19 protein-coding genes are annotated in these 23,055 nt (G+C 63.2%); 6 read left to right on the plus strand and 13 right to left on the minus strand.

All coding sequences use genetic code 11. The annotated features are described in order from the left end of the window. Positions 1 to 9: 9 nt before the first annotated feature. The 7 genes from D5687_RS07505 to orn form a co-directional block, all read right to left on the minus strand. Positions 10 to 279 (minus strand): acyl carrier protein, encoded by a 270-nt coding sequence (locus D5687_RS07505; RefSeq protein WP_240031457.1) that lies wholly within the window; start codon positions 277 to 279, stop codon positions 10 to 12. Next, positions 276 to 1,556, minus strand: a complete 1,281-nt coding sequence (gene serS, locus D5687_RS07510; RefSeq protein WP_125199158.1) for a serine--tRNA ligase — start codon at positions 1,554 to 1,556, stop codon at positions 276 to 278. The genes D5687_RS07505 and serS overlap by 4 nt, the downstream gene beginning before the upstream one ends. A 62-nt stretch (positions 1,557 to 1,618) precedes the next feature. Further along, positions 1,619 to 2,101 carry a transcription elongation factor GreA gene (gene greA, locus D5687_RS07515; RefSeq protein ID WP_125199159.1) on the minus strand — a complete coding sequence of 161 codons (483 nt, stop codon included), beginning with the start codon at positions 2,099 to 2,101 and terminating at the stop codon, positions 1,619 to 1,621. Next, the gene (gene carB / locus D5687_RS07520; protein ID WP_125199160.1) at positions 2,098 to 5,331 is read right to left on the minus strand and encodes a carbamoyl-phosphate synthase large subunit; all 3,234 of its coding nucleotides are present in this window, start codon (positions 5,329 to 5,331) and stop codon (positions 2,098 to 2,100) included. Before carB ends, greA begins: the two co-directional genes overlap by 4 nt. Before the next feature lie 54 nt (positions 5,332 to 5,385). After that, positions 5,386 to 6,540, minus strand: a complete 1,155-nt coding sequence (carA, locus tag D5687_RS07525; protein ID WP_125199161.1) for a glutamine-hydrolyzing carbamoyl-phosphate synthase small subunit — start codon at positions 6,538 to 6,540, stop codon at positions 5,386 to 5,388. A gap of 178 nt (positions 6,541 to 6,718) precedes the next feature. Next, complete coding sequence (gene dapB / locus D5687_RS07530; RefSeq protein WP_125199162.1) at positions 6,719 to 7,531, minus strand: 4-hydroxy-tetrahydrodipicolinate reductase; 813 nt, start codon at positions 7,529 to 7,531, stop codon at positions 6,719 to 6,721. A 75-nt stretch (positions 7,532 to 7,606) separates the two neighbouring features. After that, positions 7,607 to 8,152: an oligoribonuclease gene (gene orn, locus D5687_RS07535; protein WP_125199163.1), complete on the minus strand. Its 546-nt coding sequence runs from the start codon at positions 8,150 to 8,152 to the stop codon at positions 7,607 to 7,609. 197 nt (positions 8,153 to 8,349) lie between these two features. On the opposite strand from orn, the gene mgtE reads away from it, so the two are divergent. Further along, a complete protein-coding gene (gene mgtE / locus D5687_RS07540) occupies positions 8,350 to 9,783 on the plus strand; it encodes a magnesium transporter (protein ID WP_125199164.1) in 1,434 nt (477 codons plus the stop codon). A 9-nt stretch (positions 9,784 to 9,792) separates the two neighbouring features. Then, positions 9,793 to 10,758 (plus strand): ribosome small subunit-dependent GTPase A, encoded by a 966-nt coding sequence (gene rsgA, locus D5687_RS07545; RefSeq protein ID WP_125199165.1) that lies wholly within the window; start codon positions 9,793 to 9,795, stop codon positions 10,756 to 10,758. 297 nt (positions 10,759 to 11,055) lie between these two features. On the opposite strand, the gene D5687_RS07550 is transcribed toward rsgA, so the two are convergent. Further along, positions 11,056 to 11,400, minus strand: coding sequence for a histidine triad nucleotide-binding protein (locus D5687_RS07550; protein ID WP_125199166.1), 345 nt, complete (start codon positions 11,398 to 11,400; stop codon positions 11,056 to 11,058). Positions 11,401 to 11,613: 213 nt separating this feature from the next. On the opposite strand from D5687_RS07550, the gene D5687_RS07555 reads away from it, so the two are divergent. The 3 genes from D5687_RS07555 (at position 11,614) to D5687_RS07565 (ending at position 16,506) form a co-directional block, all read left to right on the plus strand. Next, a complete protein-coding gene (locus tag D5687_RS07555) occupies positions 11,614 to 12,768 on the plus strand; it encodes an efflux RND transporter periplasmic adaptor subunit (RefSeq protein WP_158611810.1) in 1,155 nt (384 codons plus the stop codon). Positions 12,769 to 12,839: 71 nt separating this feature from the next. Beyond that, entirely contained in the window at positions 12,840 to 15,971 is a 3,132-nt protein-coding gene (locus tag D5687_RS07560) for an efflux RND transporter permease subunit (RefSeq protein WP_125199168.1), read from the plus strand. Between the two features lie 16 nt (positions 15,972 to 15,987). Next, on the plus strand, positions 15,988 to 16,506 hold the full coding sequence (locus tag D5687_RS07565; RefSeq protein WP_125199169.1) for an MGMT family protein: 519 nt from the start codon (positions 15,988 to 15,990) through the stop codon (positions 16,504 to 16,506). Between the two features lie 19 nt (positions 16,507 to 16,525). Here the strand turns inward: D5687_RS07565 and D5687_RS07570 are convergent, their stop codons facing one another. From D5687_RS07570 to D5687_RS07580, 3 genes are all read right to left on the minus strand, one after another. Then, on the minus strand, positions 16,526 to 17,938 hold the full coding sequence (locus D5687_RS07570) for a replication-associated recombination protein A (protein ID WP_204742165.1): 1,413 nt from the start codon (positions 17,936 to 17,938) through the stop codon (positions 16,526 to 16,528). A 54-nt stretch (positions 17,939 to 17,992) separates the two neighbouring features. Beyond that, a complete protein-coding gene (lolA, locus tag D5687_RS07575; RefSeq protein ID WP_125199170.1) occupies positions 17,993 to 18,661 on the minus strand; it encodes an outer membrane lipoprotein chaperone LolA in 669 nt (222 codons plus the stop codon). A 97-nt stretch (positions 18,662 to 18,758) separates the two neighbouring features. Then, the gene (locus D5687_RS07580) at positions 18,759 to 21,086 is read right to left on the minus strand and encodes a DNA translocase FtsK (protein WP_240031458.1); all 2,328 of its coding nucleotides are present in this window, start codon (positions 21,084 to 21,086) and stop codon (positions 18,759 to 18,761) included. A gap of 222 nt (positions 21,087 to 21,308) precedes the next feature. Here D5687_RS07580 and msrB point away from each other — a divergent pair, with 222 nt between their 5' ends. After that, entirely contained in the window at positions 21,309 to 21,710 is a 402-nt protein-coding gene (gene msrB, locus D5687_RS07585) for a peptide-methionine (R)-S-oxide reductase MsrB (protein WP_125199172.1), read from the plus strand. Here msrB and D5687_RS07590 read toward each other — a convergent pair. Next, positions 21,703 to 22,263 carry a ClpXP protease specificity-enhancing factor gene (locus D5687_RS07590; protein ID WP_125199173.1) on the minus strand — a complete coding sequence of 187 codons (561 nt, stop codon included), beginning with the start codon at positions 22,261 to 22,263 and terminating at the stop codon, positions 21,703 to 21,705. The genes msrB and D5687_RS07590 overlap by 8 nt on opposite strands. Positions 22,264 to 22,424: 161 nt before the next feature. Continuing rightward, the gene (locus D5687_RS07595) at positions 22,425 to 23,048 is read right to left on the minus strand and encodes a glutathione S-transferase N-terminal domain-containing protein (protein WP_125199192.1); all 624 of its coding nucleotides are present in this window, start codon (positions 23,046 to 23,048) and stop codon (positions 22,425 to 22,427) included. Positions 23,049 to 23,055: the final 7 nt, after the last annotated feature.

The following is a 23,055-nucleotide window of genomic DNA, read 5'->3' on the forward strand; positions in this document are numbered from 1 at the left end:
GGAGATCTCTTAGGTCCGCACCCGAATGAATTCGGTTACCGTACCGAAGGTCGCAAACCACTCGGCATCGACTTCATCATCGGAGAACTGGAGATCGAAGCGATCCTCGAGCGCGGTAAGCAACAGCACCACACCCATGGAGTCCAGCTCCGGTATTTCGCCGAACAAGCCGCTTTCCGGCGTGAAGCGTTGCGCCGGTCCGGGCAGATCCAGCGTATCAATGATGACCTTGCGGACCGTCTGGAAAAGCGGGTCGGGCGCGATCGATACCTCGCTCACACCTGGACCTCAATGCGCTCGATCCCGCCCATATAGGGACGCAACGCCTCCGGCACGATCACGTCACCGTTCTCGCACTGGTAGTTTTCGAGCACCGCCACGAGGGTGCGGCCGACGGCCAGACCCGAGCCGTTGAGGGTATGCACGGGTTCCGGCTTGCCTTCGGCGTTACGCGTCCGTGCCTGCATCCGACGGGCCTGAAAATCGCGGGTATTGGAGCACGACGAGATCTCGCGATAACGTCCCTGCCCCGGCAGCCACACCTCCAGGTCATAGGTCTTGGCCGCGGAAAAGCCCATGTCACCCGTACACAACACCAGCCGACGGTAGGGCAAGCCCAGGGCGTCGAGGACCGTCTCGGCATGGCCGGTCAGTTCTTCCAGGGCGCGTTCGGACTCACCTGCCGGGACGATCTGTACCAGTTCGACCTTCTCGAACTGGTGCTGACGGATCAGCCCGCGCGTGTCACGGCCTGCCGAACCGGCCTCGGAGCGGAAACAAGGGGTGTGGGCGACCATCTTCAGTGGCAGCTGATCGCGCTCGAGGATCCGGTCCCGCGCCAGATTGGTCACCGGTACCTCGGCGGTCGGGATGAGGTACCACGGTGATTCGCCCTCGAGCTTGAACAGGTCCTCGGCGAATTTCGGCAACTGGCCGGTACCGAACAGCGAATCGGCATGCACGATGAACGGCACTTGCACCTCGGTGTAACCGTGCTCGCGGGTATGCAGATCGAGCATGAACTGAGCCAGCGCACGATGCAGCCGGGCCACCGGCCCGGACATGGTGACAAACCGCGCGCCAGTAAGCTTGGCCGCCGCCTCGAAATCCATGCCGGCGAGCCCGGTGCCCAGATCGACGTGATCTCGCGCCTCGAATGAGAACGTCGGGATCTCGCCCACGGCGTGCATTTCGACGTTGTCATCCTCGCTTTCGCCCACCGGCACGTCGTCGTCCGGCAGGTTCGGGATGCCGGCAAGAAACGCATCCAGTTCGTCGCCGATCTCATTGAGGCGAGCCTTGGCCGCATCGAGACGATCGCCGAGCTCACCAACGGCGGCTATCAACGGCTGGATGTCCTCGCCGGCCGACTTAGCCTTGCCGATCTTCTTGGACTCGGTGTTGCGCTCGGCCTGCAGGGTCTCCGTCTGCACCTGCAGCGATTTGCGTTCGGATTCGAGCGAATCGAACCGTTCGCGATCGAAGGCAAACCCGCGACGGGCCAACCGTGCGGCGACATCGTCGGTTTCCTGGCGAAGAACTCGGGCGTCAAGCATTGGGGATCCATCGGTTGCGAAGGATAGACCGGCGGGTCTTTACAACCGGCCGGCAAGGCGTGTCAGGCGATGTACTCGACCTCGACGATCTCGAAGGTCCGGGTCTTGCCTCCCGGGGCATTAAAGGTGACCTCGTCGCCAACCGACTTGCCGATGAGGGCGCGGGCGATCGGCGAATGGATAGAGACAAGGTCCTTCTTGATGTCCGCCTCGTCGTCGCCGACGATCTTGTAGCGAATCTCGGAGTCGGTATCCAGATCGAGGAGCTCGACCGTGGCGCCGAAGATCACCTTGTCTCCTGGCGGCATGCGGGTGACATCGATGATCTGCGCATGCGACAGCTTCGCCTCGATCTCCTTGATCCGACCCTCGACGAAGCCCTGCTCCTCACGGGCAGCATGATATTCGGCGTTTTCCTTGAGATCGCCCAGCTCGCGCGCCTCGGCGATCGCCGCGATGATGCGGGGACGCTCGACACCGCGCAGCCGCTTGAGCTCTTCCTCCAGGGCCGCCGCACCGGCGGCCGTCATCGGGGTCTGATTCATACAACGCACTCCTGATGCAGGTCCTGCAGCCGGTTGACCGTGACCGGCTGGTGCAGATATTTCAGTGCCAGCGCCATCGCCTCGGCACCGGCCAGGGTGGTGAAGTACGGGATGCGGTAATGCAGCGCTTCACGTCGGATCTCGTAGGAATCGCTGCGCGATTGCTGACTGTTCGAGGTGGTGTTCACGATCATCGCGATCTCGCGGTTCTTGATCGTGTCCACCACGTTCGGTCGTCCCTCGGTTACCTTGTTGACCGTGGTCACCGCCAGGCCGTTCTCTTCCAGGAAACGCGCCGTGCCGCGCGTGGCGACCAGCGAGAAGCCCCATTCCACCAGGGCCTTGGCGACCGGCAGCATCCCCTTGTAGTCCTGCTTGCGCACGGAAATGAAGGCGGTGCCCGACAATGGCAGGGAGTTGCTCGCCCCGGCCTGTGCCTTGGCAAAGGCCTCACCGAATTCGCGACCGACACCCATCACCTCGCCGGTCGATTTCATCTCGGGGCCGAGCAGCGGATCGACACCGGCGAACTTGATGAACGGGAACACGGCCTCCTTGACCGAGTAGAACGGCGGGATCCGCTCGGAGGTGATGCCCTGGCGTTTGAGGCTCACACCGGCCATCGTGCGGGCGGCCACCTGCGCGAGCGGAACGCCGACGGCCTTCGAGACAAACGGCACGGTGCGTGAGGCACGCGGATTGACCTCGATGATGAAGATATCGTCACCCTGGATGGCGACCTGGGTGTTCATTAGGCCAACGACGTTCAGCTCGCGTGCCATCGCCTTGATCTGTTCGCGGACCCGATCCTGCACCGACCGCGGCACCGTGTACGGCGGCAGCGAGCAGGCCGAATCACCCGAGTGGACCCCGGCCATCTCGATGTGTTCCATCAACCCGCCGATCACCACGTCCTCGCCGTCACAGACGGCGTCGATGTCCATCTCGGTGGCATCGTCGAGGAAGCGATCGAGCAGGACCGGTGACTCGTTGGACACCTTGACCGCGTCGCGAATGTATCGCTTGAGCCCGTCCTCGTCGTGGACGATCTCCATGGCACGACCGCCGAGCACGTAGGACGGACGCACCACGAGCGGGTAACCGATCTCGGCGGCGAGATGAATGGCCTGGTCGGCCGACTTCGCGGTGCGGTTTGGCGGCTGCTTGAGATCCAGCTTGTGGATCATGTCCTGGAACCGCTCCCGATCCTCGGCCCGGTCGATGGCATCTGGCGTGGTGCCGATGATCGGCGCGCCGGCCTTCTCGAGGTCACGCGCGAGCTTGAGTGGTGTCTGCCCGCCAAACTGGACCACCACGCCACGCGGCTGCTCGACCTCGATGATCTCGAGCACGTCCTCGAGTGTCAGCGACTCGAAATACAGTCGATCCGAGATGTCGTAGTCGGTCGATACCGTTTCCGGGTTGCAGTTGACCATGATGGTCTCGTACCCATCTTCGCGCAGGGCGAGAGCCGCGTGAACGCAGCAATAGTCGAACTCGATCCCCTGACCGATGCGGTTCGGCCCGCCACCGAGGATCATGATCTTGTCGCGGTTGGACGGCTCGGCCTCACAGAACGGCTCGTAGGTCGAGTACATGTACGCCGTGGAAGTCGGGAATTCGGCCGCGCAGGTGTCGACACGTTTGTAGACCGGACGCACACCCAGCGCGTGACGGTGCTTGCGCACGGTGCTCTCGGTTTCGTCGAGCAGCTTGGCCAGCCGCGCGTCCGAGAAACCCAGACGCTTGAGCTGGTACATCTGGGCGGTGCTGATCTCCTTGAGGCGTCCCCCGCGCAGTGATTCCTCGGTGCGCACCAGGTGTTCGATCTGCCGGAGGAACCACGGGTCGATGAACGAGTGACGGTGGATACGTTCGACGTCGAAGCCATGACGGAACGCGTCGGCGACGTACCAGAGCCGATCGGCACCCGGCGAGTGCAGTTCGCGCACCAGACGGTCCTCGATGTCGTCATCCGAGAGGCTGCCCTCCAGCACTTCGTCCAGACCGTCACGACCGATTTCCAGACCGCGCAACCCCTTCTGCAAGGATTCGCTGAACGTCCGGCCGATCGACATCACCTCGCCGACCGACTTCATCTGCGTGGTGAGGCGGTCGTTGGCGGCCGGGAACTTCTCGAAGGTAAAGCGCGGGATCTTGGTGACGACGTAGTCGATGGTCGGCTCGAACGAGGCCGGGGTCGCGCCGCTGGTGATGTCGTTTTTCAGTTCATCGAGCGTGTAACCGATGGCGAGCTTCGCAGCGACCTTGGCGATCGGGAAGCCGGTGGCCTTCGAGGCCAGCGCGGATGAACGCGACACCCGCGGGTTCATCTCGATGACGATCATGTCGCCGTTTGCCGGATTGACGGCGAACTGCACGTTCGAGCCGCCGGTTTCCACCCCGATCTTGCGCAACACCGCGAGCGAGGCGTTGCGCATCACCTGGTATTCCTTGTCGGTCAGGGTCTGCGCCGGGGCAACGGTGATCGAGTCACCGGTGTGCACGCCCATCGGATCGAGGTTCTCGATCGAGCAGATGATGATGGAGTTGTCGTTCTTGTCACGCACGACCTCCATCTCGTATTCCTTCCAGCCGAGCACTGACTGTTCGATCAACAGCTCATTGGTCGGCGAGAGATCCAGCCCGCGCCGAACCAGTTCCTCGTATTCTTCGCGGTTGTAGGCGATGCCGCCACCGGTTCCGCCCATGGTGAACGACGGGCGGATGATCGCCGGAAAACCGATCTCCACCTGAGCGGCGACCGCGGCGTCGAAGGTATGCACCACGGTCGAGAGCGGGGTCGACAGGCCGATCTCGGTCATCGCGTCCTTGAAGCGGTCACGATCCTCGGCCATGTCGATGGCGTCCTGGCTTGCGCCGATCAACTCGCAGCCGAAGCGGTCGAGCACGCCGTGCCGGTAGAGATCCAACGCACAGTTGAGCGCGGTCTGACCGCCCATGGTCGGCAGGACGGCATCCGGCCGTTCCTTCTCGATAATCGCGCTGACCGCCTCCCAGGTGATCGGCTCGATGTAGGTCGCATCGGCCATCTCCGGGTCGGTCATGATCGTTGCCGGGTTCGAGTTGATCAGGATGACCCGCAGGCCCTCCTCGCGCAGCGCCTTGCAGGCCTGGGCCCCGGAATAGTCGAACTCGCAGGCCTGACCGATCACGATCGGCCCCGCGCCGATGATCAACACACTTTGAATATCGTTTCTCTTTGGCATGCTCGACTCACCTGCCAGCCGTGACTGGGCAGTTGGTTATTCTGGAAAGGCGGCTCAGCGACGGGCGTCGATGCTCTCGACGAACTGATCGAACAGCAGGTCGAGGTCATGCGGCCCGGGGCTCGCCTCGGGGTGGCCCTGGAAACTGAAGGCCGGACAGTCGGTACGGCGGATGCCCTGCAGGCTGCCGTCGAACAGAGACCGATGCGTGGCCTCGAGATGGGCCGGCAGGCTGTCCTCCTCGACCGCGAAGCCGTGGTTCTGGCTGGAGATCAGCACACGCTTGCTGCCGATATCCTGGACCGGGTGGTTCGCCCCATGGTGGCCGAACTTCATCTTGCTGGTCTTCGCGCCGCTGGCCAGGGCCAACAGCTGGTGTCCCAGGCAGATGCCGAACAGGGGGATGCCGGTCTCGAGCACGCGCTCGATATCGGCGATCGCCTTGGTGCAGGCCGCCGGATCACCCGGGCCATTGCCGACCAGGATGCCGTCGGGGTTGGCCGCCAGCAGCTTCTCGACCGGTGCGTCGGCCGGGAACAGCGTGATGCGGCAACCGCGATCGACCAGCTTGCGCAGGATGTTTTGCTTGAAACCGTAATCGTAGGCGACCACGTGGCGGGTCGCGGCTGGCCGATCCGCCTCGTCCACCCACCAGGAACCGGCGGTCCATTCGCGCAGCTCGCGGGTGCCGACCTCGGGGATCAGGTCCATGCCGGCGAGGCCCGCGAAGCCCTGGGCCTTCACCACCGCGGCGGTGGCATCGAGCTCGCCGCCGGCGACGATGCAGCCCTTCATGGCACCCTGGTCGCGTAGGCGCCGAGTCAGCTCGCGGGTGTCGATCTCCGAGATGGCGACCACACCATGCTCACGGCAGTAGTCTTCGAGGGATTGTTCGCCACGCCAGGAGCTCATCTGACCGGAATCACGAACCACCAAACCGGCGACGTGGACCGAGTCGGATTCGGCGTCTTCGGCATTGGTGCCGACATTGCCGATGTGCGGGTAGGTGAGGGTCACGATCTGACGGCAGTAGGACGGGTCGGTGAGAATCTCCTGATAGCCCGTCATTGCGGTGTTGAACACCACCTCGCCCACCGATTCCCCATCGGCCCCGATGGAGGTGCCGTAAAAAACGCTCCCGTCTTCAAGAGCCAGGAGCGCCGTATTGGCCGGGAGCCCGGTGTTCGCGTCTGAGACCGTGCTATCCAAGAACTTTCCCCCACAGATTTGTCGTGTCGCCCCGCCCGAGTTGGCGCTGGCCGCCGAGGCAGCCGGCACCCCTCGGTTTCGGGGCGCAATTATGACTGAAACGCCCCGATGCTGTCCACGGCGACAGGCGCCTAATCGGGGCGTTCCCTGAACCACCCCGCGCCGATTTGCCGGGAGATCAGACCGGTTTGAGACCCAGCACGTGGCTCATGTCGTAGAGTCCGGCGGGCTTGTCCGCCACCCATTGAGCGGCCCGGACGGCGCCCTTGGCGAATGTCATCCGGCTCGAGGCCTTGTGGGTGATCTCAACACGCTCGCCGATGCCGGCGAACAGCACCGTGTGGTCGCCGACCACGTCGCCTCCCCGAATCGTCGAGAAACCGATGGTCTCAGCGGACCGCTCACCCGTGATGCCCTCTCGACCGTAGATGGCCACTTTCTGCAGGTCTCGTTCGAGCGAGTCGGCGACCGCTTCACCGAGCCGCAAGGCCGTGCCGGACGGCGCATCGACCTTGTGACGATGATGCGCCTCGATGATCTCGACGTCGTAGTCGTCGCCCAGCATCGAGGCGACCTGCCCGAGCACCTGAAGCAGCACGTTAATCCCAATGCTCATGTTGGGAGCGAAGACGACTGGAATATCGCGGGCAGCGACCTGCAGCGTTTCCTTTTGCGCATCGGAGAGCCCGGTGGTGCCAATAACGATGGCCCGTCCGGCCTCTCGGCAGATCTCGAGATGACGCATCGTCGCGTCGATCGAGGTGAAATCGATCAGCACGTCGAAATCGTCACCGTGGCCGGCCAGATCGGCGACCACCGGCACGCCGATCTGCCCGATCCCGGCGATCTGGCCAGCGTCCTGGCCGATCAGCGGACTGCCACTGCGAGCGAACGCCGCACCCATCTGTGTCTGACCACCCTGGTGGGCCGCCTCGATCAAGCGACGCCCCATGCGGCCGTTGACGCCAACAATCCCGACTCGTGTGCTCATGATCTTCTGTCCGATTCCAAAGGTTTTGGTTGCGAATGCGGCAAAGTCTACCAACCCGTTGTGACGAGGCGTGACCTAGAGCTTGAAAAAGCCGGCACGGTAGTGCGACAGCTCGGCCACCGAACCCCGAATGTCGTCCATCGCCTGGTGATTCGAGTTCTTGCGGTAACCGGCCAGCACCTCCGGCTGCCAGCGACGAGCAAGTTCCTTGATAGTCGACACATCCAGGTTGCGGTAGTGGAAATACGCCTCGAGCTCCGGCATCAACCGAGCGAGGAACCGACGATCCTGACAGATGCTGTTGCCACACATCGGCGACTTGCCTTCCGGGACATACTGGCGGAGAAAGTCCAGCGTCCGCGTCTCGCCGCAACGCAGATCACAGTCGCTCTGGCGCACACGTTCGATCAGCCCGCTCTGCCCATGCACACGCTGGTTCCATTCATCCATTCCGGCGAGCTTGGCCTCGGGCTGGTGAATCGCTACCACCGGCCCTTCGGCCAGGACATTCAGGTGCTTGTCGGTCACCAGGGTCGCAATCTCGATAATCGTGTCTCGGACCGGATCGAGCCCGGTCATCTCGAGATCGATCCAGATCAGATTGTCTTCCGGGGCGTGCATGGACTCTCTCCTAAATTGATGGCAACCGTGGCAAGCGAGGCGCCGAGAAGCCTAGCACGTCAATGCAAGCACGCAGCCGCGCCTTGCGCGGACCACCCTGCCCGGAGGCGCCTGGTGTCCGCTATACTGGCCGCCGGCTCATCCATCCTCGACGGCAGCCACCGCCTGCCTCCGAATTGCCCCGGATTTCCACGTTCATGGCCGAACTCACTGACATTGATCGCCAAGAAGAGCTCGATTCGCTGATCCACGAGATCCGCGACACGCTCTCTCAGGAGACGAGGACCGACCCGGGCAGCGATGCGGGGGATGGATTCGCCCTCCTGTCGGATCTGGCCAAGCACGACCTGGCGCAGCTGGCGCAAAAGATCGAACGGCTACACTCCGCCGACGTGGCCAAGGTGCTCGAATCCCTGCCGCAGGACGAGCGCCTGATCATCTGGGAACTGGTCCATTCCGATCGCGACGGCGAGGTGCTACTCGAGGTATCCGATTCGGTCCGGGACACCCTGATCGAGGTGATGGATCGCGAGGAGATCCTCAACGCCGCCTCCACCCTCGACACCGACGAACTCGCCGACCTGGCCCCCGATCTCCCCGAAGGGATGATGCAGGACGTCTTCACCGCCCTGCCGATCGACGATCGCGAGAAGCTGCGCTTCGTCATGTCCTACGACGAGGACACCATCGGCGCGTTGATGGACTTCGACCTGGTCACGGTCCGAGGCGACGTGACCATCGAGGTGGCGCTGCGCTACCTGCGGCGAATGGACTCGTTGCCGGATCACACCGACAAACTGTTCGTCACCGATCGCGACGGGTTATTCGAGGGCGTGATCCATCTGAAGACCTTGTTGCTCAACGACCCGGAAACGGTCGTGGCCGATGTGATGGAAGCCGACGCGGTGCGCTTTCACCCCGAGGACAAGGCACGTGATGGCGCGGATGCCTTCGAGCGCTACGACCTGGTTAGTGCGCCGGTGGTCGATGAGGTCGACCGACTGGTCGGCCGGGTCACCATCGACGCGGTGGTCGATTTCATTCGCGAGTCCTCCGACGAGGAGCGACTCTCCCAGGTCGGCCTTTCCGAGGAAGAGGACATCTTCGCGCCAGTGCGCAAGTCGGTGAAGAACCGCGCCCCCTGGCTGGCCGTGAATCTTGTTACGGCGATCGTCGCCGCGCAGGTCATCGGCCTGTTCGAGGGCTCGATCCAGGAACTGGTGGCACTGGCCGTCCTGATGCCGATCGTCGCGGGCATGGGCGGCAACGTCGGCAACCAGACCATCACCATGATCGTGAGGGAACTGGCCTTCCGGAAGCTCGGTGGCGGTGATATCCGCCTGCTTTACGGCAAGGAGCTCAAGGTCGCACTGATCAACGGGGTCGTCTGGGGCGGGGTCCTCGGCCTGGTCACCTTCCTGATGTACCAGAACGCCGGGGTTTCCGCGGTCATGGTCGCGGCGGTAAGCCTCAACTTCCTGAGCGCCGCCTTCTTCGGCGTCACCATCCCCATCCTGCGCACCCGCATGGGCCGCGATCCGGCGCTCGGCAGCGCGGTCATGATTACCGCGATCACCGACTCGGGCGGTTTCTTCATCTTCCTGGGGCTCGCCACCCTCTTCCTGCTTTGAGCTAGCGGCATGACTCGAAAGATTCGCCTGAGCAAACAGCAGCAACGCCATATCGACCGCCGGCGGCGCGTCGATGACCAGGCCGAGACCTCGCTCTCTCCGGGCATCGTGGTGACCCATCACGGCCATGACCTGTTGATCGAGGACAGTGATCACCAGCTTCACCGTGGTCGCGCCCGGCGGACGGTGGGTCGCCTGACCACGGGCGACCGCATCCGCTGGCACTGCGACGAGCAAGGTAACGTGATGATCGAGCAGCGCGAGGACCGCCGGAACCTGCTGATCCGTCCGGACGCCTACGGCAAAAAGAAGATGATGGCCGCCAATATCGACCAGGTGATGGTCATCACCTCGGTGTTGCCCTGGATGAACCCGGACGTGGTCGAACGCACCCTGGTGGCCGTTTTTGCCCTGCCAGCCACGCCTGTGATCGTGCTCAACAAGGTCGATCTCTTGCCCGGCCTGCCCGCCGGCGAGCGCCGCAGCATCGAGGAAAACATCGCCCTGTGGGAGTCGCTGGGTTTCGAGGTCATTCGTACCTCGGTGAAGTCCGGCGAGGGCATCGAGGCGCTTCGCAGCCGGCTCCATGAACAAATCACGCTGATGGTTGGGTTGTCAGGGGTGGGCAAGACGTCCTTGTCGCGGGAGGTTACCCCCAGTGCCGATCAGGCGGCCATCGGCGAAATCTCGACGTTCAACCGCGAAGGCACCCACACCACGCGTGCCAGCACGCTCTACCGATTTCCGGATGGCGACGGTGGGCTGATCGACGCCCCCGGTGTGCGGGATTTCCCGGTCGAGGAAGTGCCCTCAGCCGCCCTGGATGAGGGTTTCCCCGAGATCCACGCCGCGTCGGCCTACTGCCGTTTCAACGACTGTCGTCACATCAACGAACCAGGGTGCGCGGTGCGTGCGGCCGTGGCCGATGGCGACATCCTTGAGCGCCGCCTCGCCCAGTACCAGGCGATGCGCTAGGGAACCGCTGCACGATTCGATGGCGCCTCTGGCTGGCGGGTTTGTTCGCAATCAAGGCGCCGTACCGAAGGCGGGCTCATTGCCCGGCGAGGGGCGGCAACGCCGAGTGCGGCCAAACCCGCGAGCCCCATACGGGCGGGCCGCCAAGGGCCCATTTGCGGCGTTACAGTCCTTGTGAAGGACCCCGCCATTCACGGCGAACTGCGCCTTGCAACTGGGCCCTTGGCGGCCCGCAGAGACGCTATCGAATCGTGCAGCGGTTCCCCAGATGAACGGCTAAGCCCCGGCTGACCCGGTTCAGCCCGGTGGCCACTGCATCGCGCGCCCGCCAAGCAGATGCAGGTGCAGGTGGTAGACCTCCTGTCCCCCGTCACGGTTGCAGTTGAACACCGTGCGGTAGCCCGACTCGTCGATACCTTCCTGGGCGGCAAGCTCATGGGCAACAACGAACAGCTCTCCTACCAGCGGCGCATCGTCGGGCGAGATGTCATTGACTGTCGGAATGGACTTTTTCGGGATGATCAGCACATGTACCGGCGCCTGGGGATTGATGTCTCGAAACGCCAGTATGCGGTCGTTCTCGAACACGATATCCGCCGGAATCTCGCGATTGATGATCTTGCTGAAGATGGTCTCGCTCACGATCGAGCCTCCGTACGTGAATTCCCGCCCAGCTTAGCCTAAGTTCAAGGCTCCTCGGCGCGACATCCCGCCGCCGCAGGCGTTCCCAGATTGCTGGCGAGCGAATTCATTAGTACACTACCTTTTTTCCGCGGCTGCCTTGCTGGCGTCCGCCGGATTGACGTGCTCCTACCCATGGCAGGCCCGACCTGTCGCCGACACGGTACATCACCCATGTCCTCGATCCGCGCCCTTTCCACACTCACGACTCGCCGACTGGTTGCTGCGGTGGTTCCGGCAGCCCTCATGCTGGCCACCAGCCTACCCGCCAAGGCTCAACAGGGTGACCAACCACCCCCCAAGGTGCCGGTCATCCAGATCGAGCCGAGCAGTGCGTCCGTTTACAAGGAATATACTGGTCAGACCGAGGCAAACCGCTTTGTCGACGTCCGCGCCCAGGTGAACGGTATTCTCGAGTCTCGAGATTACGTCGAGGGGGCTCGTGTCGAGGCGGGGGACGCCCTCTTCCAAATCGACGACCGTCCGTTCCGTGCCGCGGTCAACGAGGCCGAGGCCGACCTGAGCTCGGCGCGGGCAACATTGGCCGCTGCCCAGCGCGACTGGCGCCGGATCAGTTCCCTGTTCGATCGTGGGGTCGCAAGCGAGAAGCAGCGGGATGATGCCCGCTCGGCGCTCGAAACCGCCCAGTCCGCCGTCCAGGTGGCCGAGGCACAACTCGAATCGGCGCAGATTGATCTTGACTACACGTCGGTATCGGCGCCGATCCCGGGCATTACTAGTCGTCGTGCCGTCGATCCCGGCAACCTGATCAGCGTCGGTGACCGACTGGTCAGCATCGAGGAAATCGACCCCATCCAGGTCACGCTCTCATACCCGGTTGACGATCCCTTCGCCGACACGACCGCCCTCAACCCGTCCCCCGAGCGGACCACGCCCGCCGAGATCGCCGGTATCACCGGGCCCGAGGGTGAAACGATCACCGGCAATCTCGATTATCGCTCGGCGAGCATCGAACGCGGCACCAACTCGATCGAGTTGCGCGGCGTATTCGACAACCCCGGGGATGTCCTGCGACCGAACCGTTACGTCCGGGTCCGCTTGAAGGTCGACGAGGTCGAGGACGCGGTGATCATCCCGGAAACCGCTATCGGCACTGGTGCAGAGCCCAATAGCACGGTGGTATACGTCATCGACGACGAGAACAAGGCCGCCCAGCGCCGCGTGGAGCTCGGTCCGATGAGCGACCAGGGACGCATTATCCTGTCCGGTCTTGAGTCGGGCGATCGGTTGGTGATCGACGGACTGCTCAAGGTGCGCCCGGGCGCACCGGTCGACCCGCAAGACCCGAGTGAAAGCAAGGACGACTGATCGTCACCTGCATTTCGTCGAACCCTACCTGCCCGTGACGCCCTCGTCGACGAGGGCATCGGAGATCACCGATGTTTTCCAAGTTCTTCATTGACCGCCCGATCTTCTCCACCGTCTTGGCGATCGTGATCATGATCGCCGGCGGGGCTGCGTTCACCGGGCTGCCCGTCGAGCAGTACCCGGAGATCGTGCCTCCCGAGGTCGAGGTGAGTGCCACGTATGCCGGCGCCGACGCCGGCACTCTGGCCGAGTCCGTCGCCGCGCCACTCGAGCAGGCCATCAACGGCGTCGACGACATGCTCTACATGACGTCGGGCAGTTCGGATGCGGGCACGATGAACCTCTCGGTGACCTTCGCCACCGGTACCGACCCCGATCAGGCGACTATCGACGTCAACAACCGTGTCCAGCGCGCCCTGCCCCAGCTACCGCAGGAAGTGCGGGACCAGGGCGTGGTGGTGAACAAGAAGAGCAGCTCGCTGCTGATGGTGATCACGCTGATCTCCGAAAACGAGCAGTTCGACACCAAGTTCCTAAGCAACTACGGCCTGATCAACATCCTCGACTCGCTCAAGCGGGTGCCCGGCATCGGCGATGCTCGCCTGTTCGGTGCGCAGGATTATTCCATCCGGGTCTGGTTCGACCCCGCGAAACTGGCGCACTTCAACCTCACCCAGGACGACATCGCCGAGGCGATCCGTGAACAGAACGCCCAGTTTGCCGCCGGCAAATTCAACGACTCACCCAACAAGGAAGGCGAGGCGTTCACCTACACCATCACCTCACAGGGGCGTTTTTCCGACGTCGAGGAATTCCAGAACATCATCCTCGCCTCATCCGAGGACGGCGGGACCCTGCGCCTGAGCGACGTGGCCGAGGTTGAACTCGGGTCGCAGCGCTACGGCTTCAATGCCACCTATAACGGCGCGCCCACCGTCCCGATGGGGATCTATCTCGCCCCGGGCGCGAATGCCCTCGAAACCGTGGCCCAGGTGCGTGAGGAGATGGCAGAACTCTCCGAGCGATTCCCGGGCGACATGGGCTACGAGATTCCGCTGGATACCACCGACTTCGTGCGTATCTCGATCAAGGAAGTGCTCAAGGTATTCGTCGAGGCACTGATCCTGGTCACCCTAGTGATCTTCATCTTCCTGCAGAAACCACGCGCGACCATCGTGCCGCTGATTGCCATACCGGTCGCCCTGATCGGCGCGCTGGCCGGCCTGTTCCTCAGCGGCATGTCCATCAACCTGCTGACCCTGTTCGGCTTCGTGTTGGCAATCGGCATCGTGGTGGACGATGCAATCATCGTCATCGAGAACGTCGAACGCCTGATGCGCGAGGAGGGCCTAAAGGCCCGGGAAGCGTCGATCAAGGCCATGGAGCAAGTGACTGGGCCAATCGTTGCCACCACACTGGTGTTGCTCGCAGTGTTCGTACCGGTGGCCTTTATCCCGGGGCTTGCCGGTGAGATGTATCGCCAGTTCGCCGTGGCCCTGTCTATCTCGGTGGTCCTCTCCGGCGTGGTCGCCCTGACGCTCACCCCGTCGATGACCGCCCTGCTCCTCAAGAATCACAAGGAGAAGGAGCCGGTGCTGCCGTTCCGGATCTTTAACCGGGGCTTCGATGCCTTCCGCGACGGCTACATGAAGATCGTGCATTTCTTCCTGGTCGCCTGGCCGGTCGGCTTGCTGATCTTCGCCGGCGTCGTGGTGGCTGCCGTGGTGATGTTCCGTAGCACCCCGACCGGTCTCGTCCCCGAAGAGGACCCGGGCTACTTCATCTCTACGTTGAATCTGGACCCGGCGGCGAGCCTCTCTCGCACGGGGGAAGTGCGGGACGAGTACTCGGCGATGATCCGCGAGAACCCTGACGTGCAGATGCAAGTCGCCTTCGCCGGCTTCGATCTTCTCGCCGGCACGCAGCGCCCCTACAAGGGGGTGGCCTTCACGCGGCTCAAGGACTGGTCGGAGCGCCCCGACGACGAGCAAAGCGTCCAGACGACGGTCAAGAAGGCCATGGGCGCGGGAACCCAGATCGAGGAAGGCATGATCATGGCGTTCGTGCCGCCGCCGATCCGTGGCATGTCGACCACTGGTGGCTTCGAGGCCTATCTGCAGCAGCGCGGCTCGGCCGACGTCAAGGCGCTCGCTGAGGCCGCTAACGCCTTGGTCGCCGCCGCCAACAAGCGACCGGAACTGGCAGGGGTACGCACCACTTTCGTAGACAACACCCCGCAGTTCCGCATGGACGTGGACCGGGAGCAGGCCTACGCGCTCGACGTGCCGGTCGCGGCGGTCTTCCGCACCATGCAAGGCACCTTCGGCACTCGTTACATCAATGACTTCACGCTGTTTGGCCGTAATTTCCAGGTCAATATGGCGGCAGATGCCGAGTTCCGCGCCGATCCTCAGGATCTGGAAAACGTCTTCGTACGCAGTGGTGATCAACAACTCGTGCCGATCAGCTCGGTGGTCACCCTCACCCGTACGACCGGGGCGGACGTGATCGATCGCTTCAACATTTTCCCATCCGCCAAGATCATGGGCAGTGCGGCCGAGGGATACTCCTCGGGCCAGGCCCTGATCGCCATGCAGGAAGTCATCGACCAAGCGCTCGGCGGCGGTGATTACACCCTGGGCTGGGTCGGGTCGGCGTTCCAGGAGCTTTCCAGTGGCTCCGCCGGCGCGATCGCCTTCTTGCTGGGCGTGATCATGGTGTTCCTGATCCTCGCCGCGCAGTACGAGCGTTGGTCCCTGCCCTTTGCCGTGATCACCGCCGTGCCGTTCGCCGTGCTCGGCGCGCTGATCGCCATCTGGATGCGTGACTTGAACATCGACATCTACTTCCAGGTCGGCATGTTGGTGTTGATCGCGATGTCGGCGAAGAACGCCATCCTGGTGGTCGAGTTCGCCTCCAAGATGCACACCGAGGAAGGCCTGTCGATCAAGGACGCTGCGCTCAAGGCCGCTCGCATCCGTTTCCGGCCCGTGATCATGACCTCGATGGCCTTCATCCTGGGCGTGCTGCCGCTGGCGTTGGCGACCGGCGCGGGCGAGGCGGCCCGCAATTCGCTGGGCACGCCGATCGTGGGCGGGATGATTCTGGCAACCTACGTGGCAATTTTGTTCATCCCGATGTTCTTCGAATTGCTGCAGACCGGCAGTGAAAAGCTCTTTCGCCGGAAGAAGGCACCGGCCTGACGACCCCTGATACGTGATGAATGCCGACAGTTACGAAACGCTGATTCCCCTCGGTCATCCGGATGAACCCTACGGTGGCAGCCTCTGGGTGCGGCTGACCTTCACCGATGGGGTGCTCGCGCGCATGCAGGTGGAAGAAGGCCCGGTCGACGCCCCGAAGCCAAATCGCGCCCTACCATCCGAATACACCGACGTCGGGCGGGAGCTCAGCGGCTGGCCTACACGTATCGACAACCGATTCGACTGGACGACCCACCCAGGCTTTCCCAGGGTAGGAACTGCATTCCAGCGGTCGGTGTGGTCGGCATTGTGCCGAGTGCCACGGGGGCAGTCGGTCGGTTACGGCGAACTTGCCCAGCAGGTGGGCCGGCCGGGGGCCGCGCGGGCCGTGGGTCAGGCGGTGGGCGCCAACCCTTGGGCACCACTGATCCCGTGTCACCGCGTGCTAGCGGCGAATCACGGCTTGGGTGGTTACGCGCAGGGCACGCGCATCAAGGCACGATTGCTGGCTATCGAGGGGATTGCCTACCGCTGAGGTCGTGGTCCGGGGCCCTTTAGCCGGATGCGGAGTCGGACGACGCCGGGGCCCGTTTCTCACTGGCCTGGTCGTCGAGTTCGTCCCAATACCGCATCCGCTCGGCGATGCTGCGTTCCAGGCCGCGTTCGACCGGTGTGTAGAATCGCTCGCCAACCAGTCCGTCGGGCAGGTAGGTCTCACCGGCGGCATAGGCCTCCGGCTCATCGTGGGCATAGCGATACCCTTTCCCCCAGCCCTCGCGTTCCATGAGGGCCGTGGGTGCGTTGCGCAGGTGCATCGGCACGGGGTCGGTGCCACGTTGCTTGACCGTGGCCAGTAACGCCTTGTGCGCGGTGTACACGGCATTGCTCTTGGGGGCGACGGCCAGGTACATGGCAGCCTGGGTGAGCATCAGCTCGCCTTCGGGCACACCGAGACGATCAAAGGCCGTCCAGGCATCCAGCGCCATGGTCAACGCGCGCGGATCGGCATTGCCGATATCCTCGGAGGCAATGCGCACCAGTCGACGGGCCAGGTATGACGGGTCGGCCCCGCCATCGAGCATGCGCAGCAGCCAGTACGCCCCGGCATCCGGATTCGACCCGCGGATCGCCTTGTGCATGGCCGATATCTGATCGTAGAACTCGTCTCCACCCTGGTCGAAACGCCGCGGTGACTGACTCAGGAGCGCCTCGAGCGTCTCTTCGCCCACCTCGCGTGCCGTTCCGTCGCTATTATCTCCGGCGAGTTGCGCGGCCAATTCCAGCAGGGTGAGCAGGCGTCGCGCATCCCCGTCAGCTGCGGCCACCAGTCGATCGGCGATGGCGGGCTCCATCACCAACGGCAGCCCACCCGTCGTTTCCCGCACACCCTCACGGTGCGTCAACGCCCGGTCAAGCAAGGCATGCATCGCCGCATCGTCCAGGGGCTGCAGGCGGTAGACCCGCAGCCGAGAGAGCAACGCATTGTTCAACGAAAACGAGGGGTTCTCGGTGGTCGCGCCGACCAGGACCAACACGCCCCGCTCCACCGAAGGAAGCAATTGGTCCTGTTGCGACTTGTTGAACCGGTGGATTTCATCGAGAAAGAGGACGGTGAGACGCCCTGACGACTGACGCCGTGCACGCGCCGCCTGTATGACGGCCCGCAGTTCACGCACCCCCGCCTCGACTGCAGACATGTAGACGATTTCTGCTTGCAGACGCTCGGCGTAGAGACCGGCCAGCGTGGTCTTGCCTACGCCGGGAGGCCCCCAGAGCAGGCAGGAATGGGCCTGACGCTTTTCCATCGCCATACGCAACGGTGCCGATTCGCCCACCACGCGCACCTGCCCAGCAAATTCATCGACATGACTTGGCCGCAGGCGGTCGGCCAGTGGCCGATAGACCGAGGGGGGCTCGCCCCGAGGCTCCGTTTCCTCGACACCGAACAGATCGTCCTGCGAACTCAACTCGCCCACCTTGCGACCATATCTATGAGCACCACGGTGACGATCACGTCAGCCTCACTGGATGGCCGGTGGCTCGCGGGCCTCGACCACGTCCACGCCCTCGGGGGCCTCGAAACGGAAGGTCGACTCGTCCACCGGTTGGTTGAAACGACGGGACTCAAAGGACACCCGGGTGGTCTGATCGAGCTGGTCGATAAAGCGCATTTCGCGGATGCCCCGCTCGTCGACGCCCAGGAGGACCTCGCGGAAGTCGCCTTGCTCGTCCAGGGGACGCAAAGCGAACCACTTCAAGTCGCCCTCACCTTCGAGGGGGCGAACGCGAAAGACCTCGGTGATCGGCCGTTCACCAGTCAGGATCGCGATGGGTGCGCCATCGGTCGCCGACAAGGGCGAACGGCTGGCCTGCCGCAGATCGGGTTCGTAGACCCAGAGCGTCCCGTCGTTCGCGATGAGTTCCTGCACGTACGGGGTTTCGTATCGCCAGAAGAACTGCCCCGGGCGCTTGAGCATGAACGTACCCGACGATTCACGACGTACTTCTCCCTTGGAGTCTCGCCGCTCCTGGACGAAATTCGCTGACAATGTCTCGATATCGGCCAGCTGTTTGACCAGCGCATCAACATCTTCCGGTGGTGTGGCAAGAGCCAACGGCGAGACCAGCGCGGTGGTCAGAAAAGCCAACGCGGCAAGAAAACCGCTGTTGCGAAAATAATGTCTGTTCATGAATCACCAGGTCGTGGGTGGGACCGATTCGACGCCCGGCGTACGGCCGGGTTCCAACCCGTATATACGAATCGCTTGAAACTGCCCGAATACGGACCTATTTCGGCGGCGGAGGTGCGATCACTTCACGGCTGCCATTGGAGCCCAGTGCACCGACAACGCCATCGGCTTCCATCTGCTCAACCAGCCGCGCCGAACGGTTGTAGCCGATCTTGAGGCGGCGCTGGACGTAGGAAATCGAGGCCTTGCGGGACTCGGTGACGATCGCGACCGCCTGATCGTACAACTCGTCGATCTCCTCGCCATCGGCCCGCACCGGCTTTTCACCGGGCAAGGTCACATTGGCGGCAGTGTCCTCGGACAGCACTTCGTCAACGTACTCAGGCTCGCCAAGGGTCTTGAGCGCCTCGACCACGCGATGCACCTCTTCGTCCCCGACGAAGGCGCCGTGAACCCGCATCGGCATGCCGCTGCCCGGCGGGAGATAGAGCATGTCACCGTGTCCGAGCAACTGCTCGGCGCCCATCTGGTCAAGAATCGTGCGGGAATCCACCTTGGAGGAAACCTGGAAGGCGATACGGGTGGGGATGTTGGCCTTGATCAGGCCGGTAATCACATCCACCGAGGGCCGCTGGGTGGCGAGGATCAGGTGGATGCCGGCGGCGCGAGCCTTCTGGGCCAGGCGCGCGATCAATTCCTCTACCTTCTTGCCGACGACCATCATCATGTCGGCAAACTCGTCGACCACGATCACGAGATAGGGCATCGGCTCGAGTGTAGGCGGCGGCAGGTCGGGATCGAAGGCCTGGGCGTGATCGTAGAACGGGTCCTTGATCGGCTCGCCCCGGGCAATCGCCTCGCGGATCTTCTCGTTGGCGCCCGCGATGTTTCGCACGCCAAGCTTGGCCATCAGCCGATAGCGGCGTTCCATCTCGCCAACCGCCCAACGCAGGGCATTCGATGCCTCCTTCATGTCGGTGACCACGGGGGCCAGCAGGTGCGGGATGCCCTCGTAGACAGACAATTCCAGCATCTTCGGATCAATCAGGATCAGCCGGACTTCCTCGGCGGTCGCCTTGTAGAGCAGGCTCAGGATCATGGCGTTGACCCCCACCGACTTGCCCGAACCGGTGGTCCCCGCTACCAGCAAGTGCGGCATGCGGCCTAGATCCGCCATGATCGGTTCACCGCCGATGTCCTTGCCCAACGCCACGGTCAGCGCAGAACGCGCCTCCCGGTAGCGGCGGGACTCGAGCAGTTCACGCAGCGCGATGATCTCGCGTGCCGTGTTGGGGATTTCCAGCCCCACGGTCGACTTGCCAGGAATAACCTCGACTACACGGACCGAGATAATCGACAAGGCACGAGCCAGATCCTTGGCAAGGTTCGAGATCTGGCTGACCTTGACTCCCGGGGCCGGTTGAAGCTCAAACCGAGTAATAACCGGTCCAGGGTGAGCGGCTACCACTTCGACGGCCACACCAAACTCGGACAGCCGCGCCTCGATGACCTCCGACATGTGTTGCAGGTCGTTCTTGTCAAAGCCACTGCTCTGCTGGACGGGGCGGTCCAGCAGTTCAAGGATGGGCTTCCCATTAGCCGTACCGAGTTCCGGCTGCGGCCGCGTGCCGGGTTTCTTCTTGGTCGGGACGATCGAGGCCGCGGGCGTGGGTTTCGGCGACGACGCGGCCTTGGCCCGGGGCTTAGGCTTGATTTCCGCCGGCGGCGTTTTTTTGCGACACTGCTCGACCTCTTCATAGCTCGCCCCGATTTCCGGGATCGGCGTGGGTCCCGGCCGACGGGACAGCGGCAACCGAGCCACAACCCAGCCAGAAATTGCCCGCACGCCATTGACAAAGCGCAGCAACGTCGCGCCGATCAAATCGAACAGAGCGAACCAAGAAAGCCCCGTGGTGGCAGAGACGCCAAGCATCATCAGACCGAGCAGGACCAACGTACTACCCAGCGCGCCCAGCAAGCGAACCATGCCCTCGGCAAGCACGAGACCCAGCACCCCGCCGGCTGAAAGACCGGTGGGTGCCGACAAGGGCTCATGGTTGATCGATGCAAGCACGCTCACACAGAGCACCAGGAGCAGAACGCCAAGCCACTGAATGGCAAACGGCAGGTCTGCCCAAGGCTTACCCTGCCGCGCACGGCGGAAGGTACGCCACAACAGCGGCAATAGGGCCGGCACCAACATGTAGGCACCAAAACCGACCAGGTAACGCGCACCGTCAGCTACCCAGGCGCCCACCAATCCCGCCGCATTGCGCACTTCACCGGAGCCAGTGACACTAAAAGCGGGGTCACCCGGATGATAACTGAGCAACGCGAGCAGATAGACGCCCAGCAATAGAGCCACGACCAGTAATGCCAGCTCCAACAGGGCAAGCTGGGGACGGAAGATCGCAGGCTTGGTCATTCCGGGCATCTTGGGCTGCCTATCCTTAATATGCTCAACAGGTTACTCGCGTTTCTTTGAGTGAAGGATCGAGTCGCGATCATAGCAAGCCGACAACATCGGTGCCAAGTGCCTCATCGTCCAAAACTCCCGCCGAATAGCGTTTGACAACCGATTCGGTCGACTATCATCGTCCGGGCACGATGAACCAACCAAACACCGACAAGCAAACGGAACGCATGCATGAGCAACGAACCTGATCAATGGCGCGAGACCCTTAGCGAAGAACAGTACCGTGTTTGTCGCCTTGGCGGCACGGAAGCACCTTGGTCGGGCGCCCTTAACGACGAAAAGCGCCCGGGGCGCTTCGACTGTGTCTGTTGCGGGCGTCCGCTGTTCGTCAGCGACGCCAAGTTCGATTCGGGCTCCGGCTGGCCCAGCTTCTTCCAACCCGCCAGTTCCGAGGCGCTAATCACCCGGAGTGATACCAGCCACGGCACGATCCGCACCGAAGTCCTCTGCGCCGGCTGCAACGCCCATCTCGGCCACGTATTCGACGATGGACCGCAGCCAAGCGGCCTGCGTTACTGCATAAACAGCGTCTGCCTGAACTTCGTACCAACCGAAGAAAACCCGGCTATTTGACAACCCGGAGGCTCGGGCCACCCTTGCCGCCACCCGACGGTGGGGGATCATCGTCTGGGCCCTCTCCATCTGAATCGGCATCCGATCCGCCGTCCGAGTCATGGGACGGCGGATCGGCAGCCCCCTTATCCGCTGCCCCGTCCTCTCCACCCGGGACGGCACGCAGCTGAGGACGCCCCTTGCCCTCGGCCCTGGGTGCCGGCGCCCCCTCACGGTCTTCCTCGGACTGAGGGAAGGTCTCTTCCGGTTCGTCCGGGAAGGTCGCCCCCTGCCCAGAGTCACGATCGACAATCGCGCGCACCGCGTGCATGGGGACGAATACCCGCTCGGGTTTACCACCGAAACGCGCCTCGAACGAGATCCCCACGCGATCCATGTGGAAATCACGCACCGCCGAGGGGCTGATATTGAGCTGAATGTGACCGTCTTCAACGAACTGTGTCGGCACCATCACCTCCTCGGCATCGGCATTCACTACCAGGTGAGGCGTGTGTCCCTGGTCGAGAATCCAATCATAGAAGGCAGGAACGAGGTAAGGACGCTTCGAGAGCATTAAGAAACCTCTGCACGAATGGAATGGCGATTCGGCGTGGCTCGGTCCGCACCGATGAAAGGCACCCGGTTACGCAACCGACGCCACCGCAAACGCCCTGTTCCAGGCTGGAACGTTCGGGCAGTCAGGGCGGCGTTCCAGTCCTTGGGAAGAGCCGTCGATCAGCCGCGCATCTCGCGTTCGACTTCGGTGAGGCTTGCCTGGAACGTCGGACGGCTGAACACCCGATCCATATAATCCAGGATCGGTTTGGCGCCGGGGCCGGAGAGCTCGATACCGTACTTCGGCAGGTACCAGAGCAGTGCTGCCAAGGTGACGTCAGCCAGCGAGAATTCCTCGCTCATGAAGAAAGGCATGGCCGAGAAGATCGGGGCGGCCGACAACAGTTCTTCCTTCAGTTGCTTGCGGGCACGGGCGACAGTCTTCTCGCCGCGCTCGAACTCAGGCAGAAGGCCGTACCAGTCCTTCTCGATCCGATAGAGCGCCGTGCGCACCTTGGCTCGGCTCACCGGGTCAACCGGCATCAGCGGCGGATGCGGGAAGCGCTCGTCGAGGTACTCCATGATGACCCGCGCGTTGGTCAGCACGAGGTCGCGATCGGCCAGTACAGGCACCGTGCCTTCCGGCGACAGGTCGTGGAAATCTTCCGGCGGCTCCTGCTCCGACAGGTCGATGATCTCGGCGGTCAGCTCCTTCTCCGCGAGAACAATGCGGGTTCGGTGGCAGTCCGGCGAGTCCGGGCTGGTGAACAAGGTCATGACCGAACGACGATTGACGGTCGCCATTGGCGCC

The sequence above is a fragment of the Guyparkeria sp. SCN-R1 genome (genome assembly GCF_003932495.1).
Lineage (GTDB): Bacteria > Pseudomonadota > Gammaproteobacteria > Halothiobacillales > Halothiobacillaceae > Guyparkeria.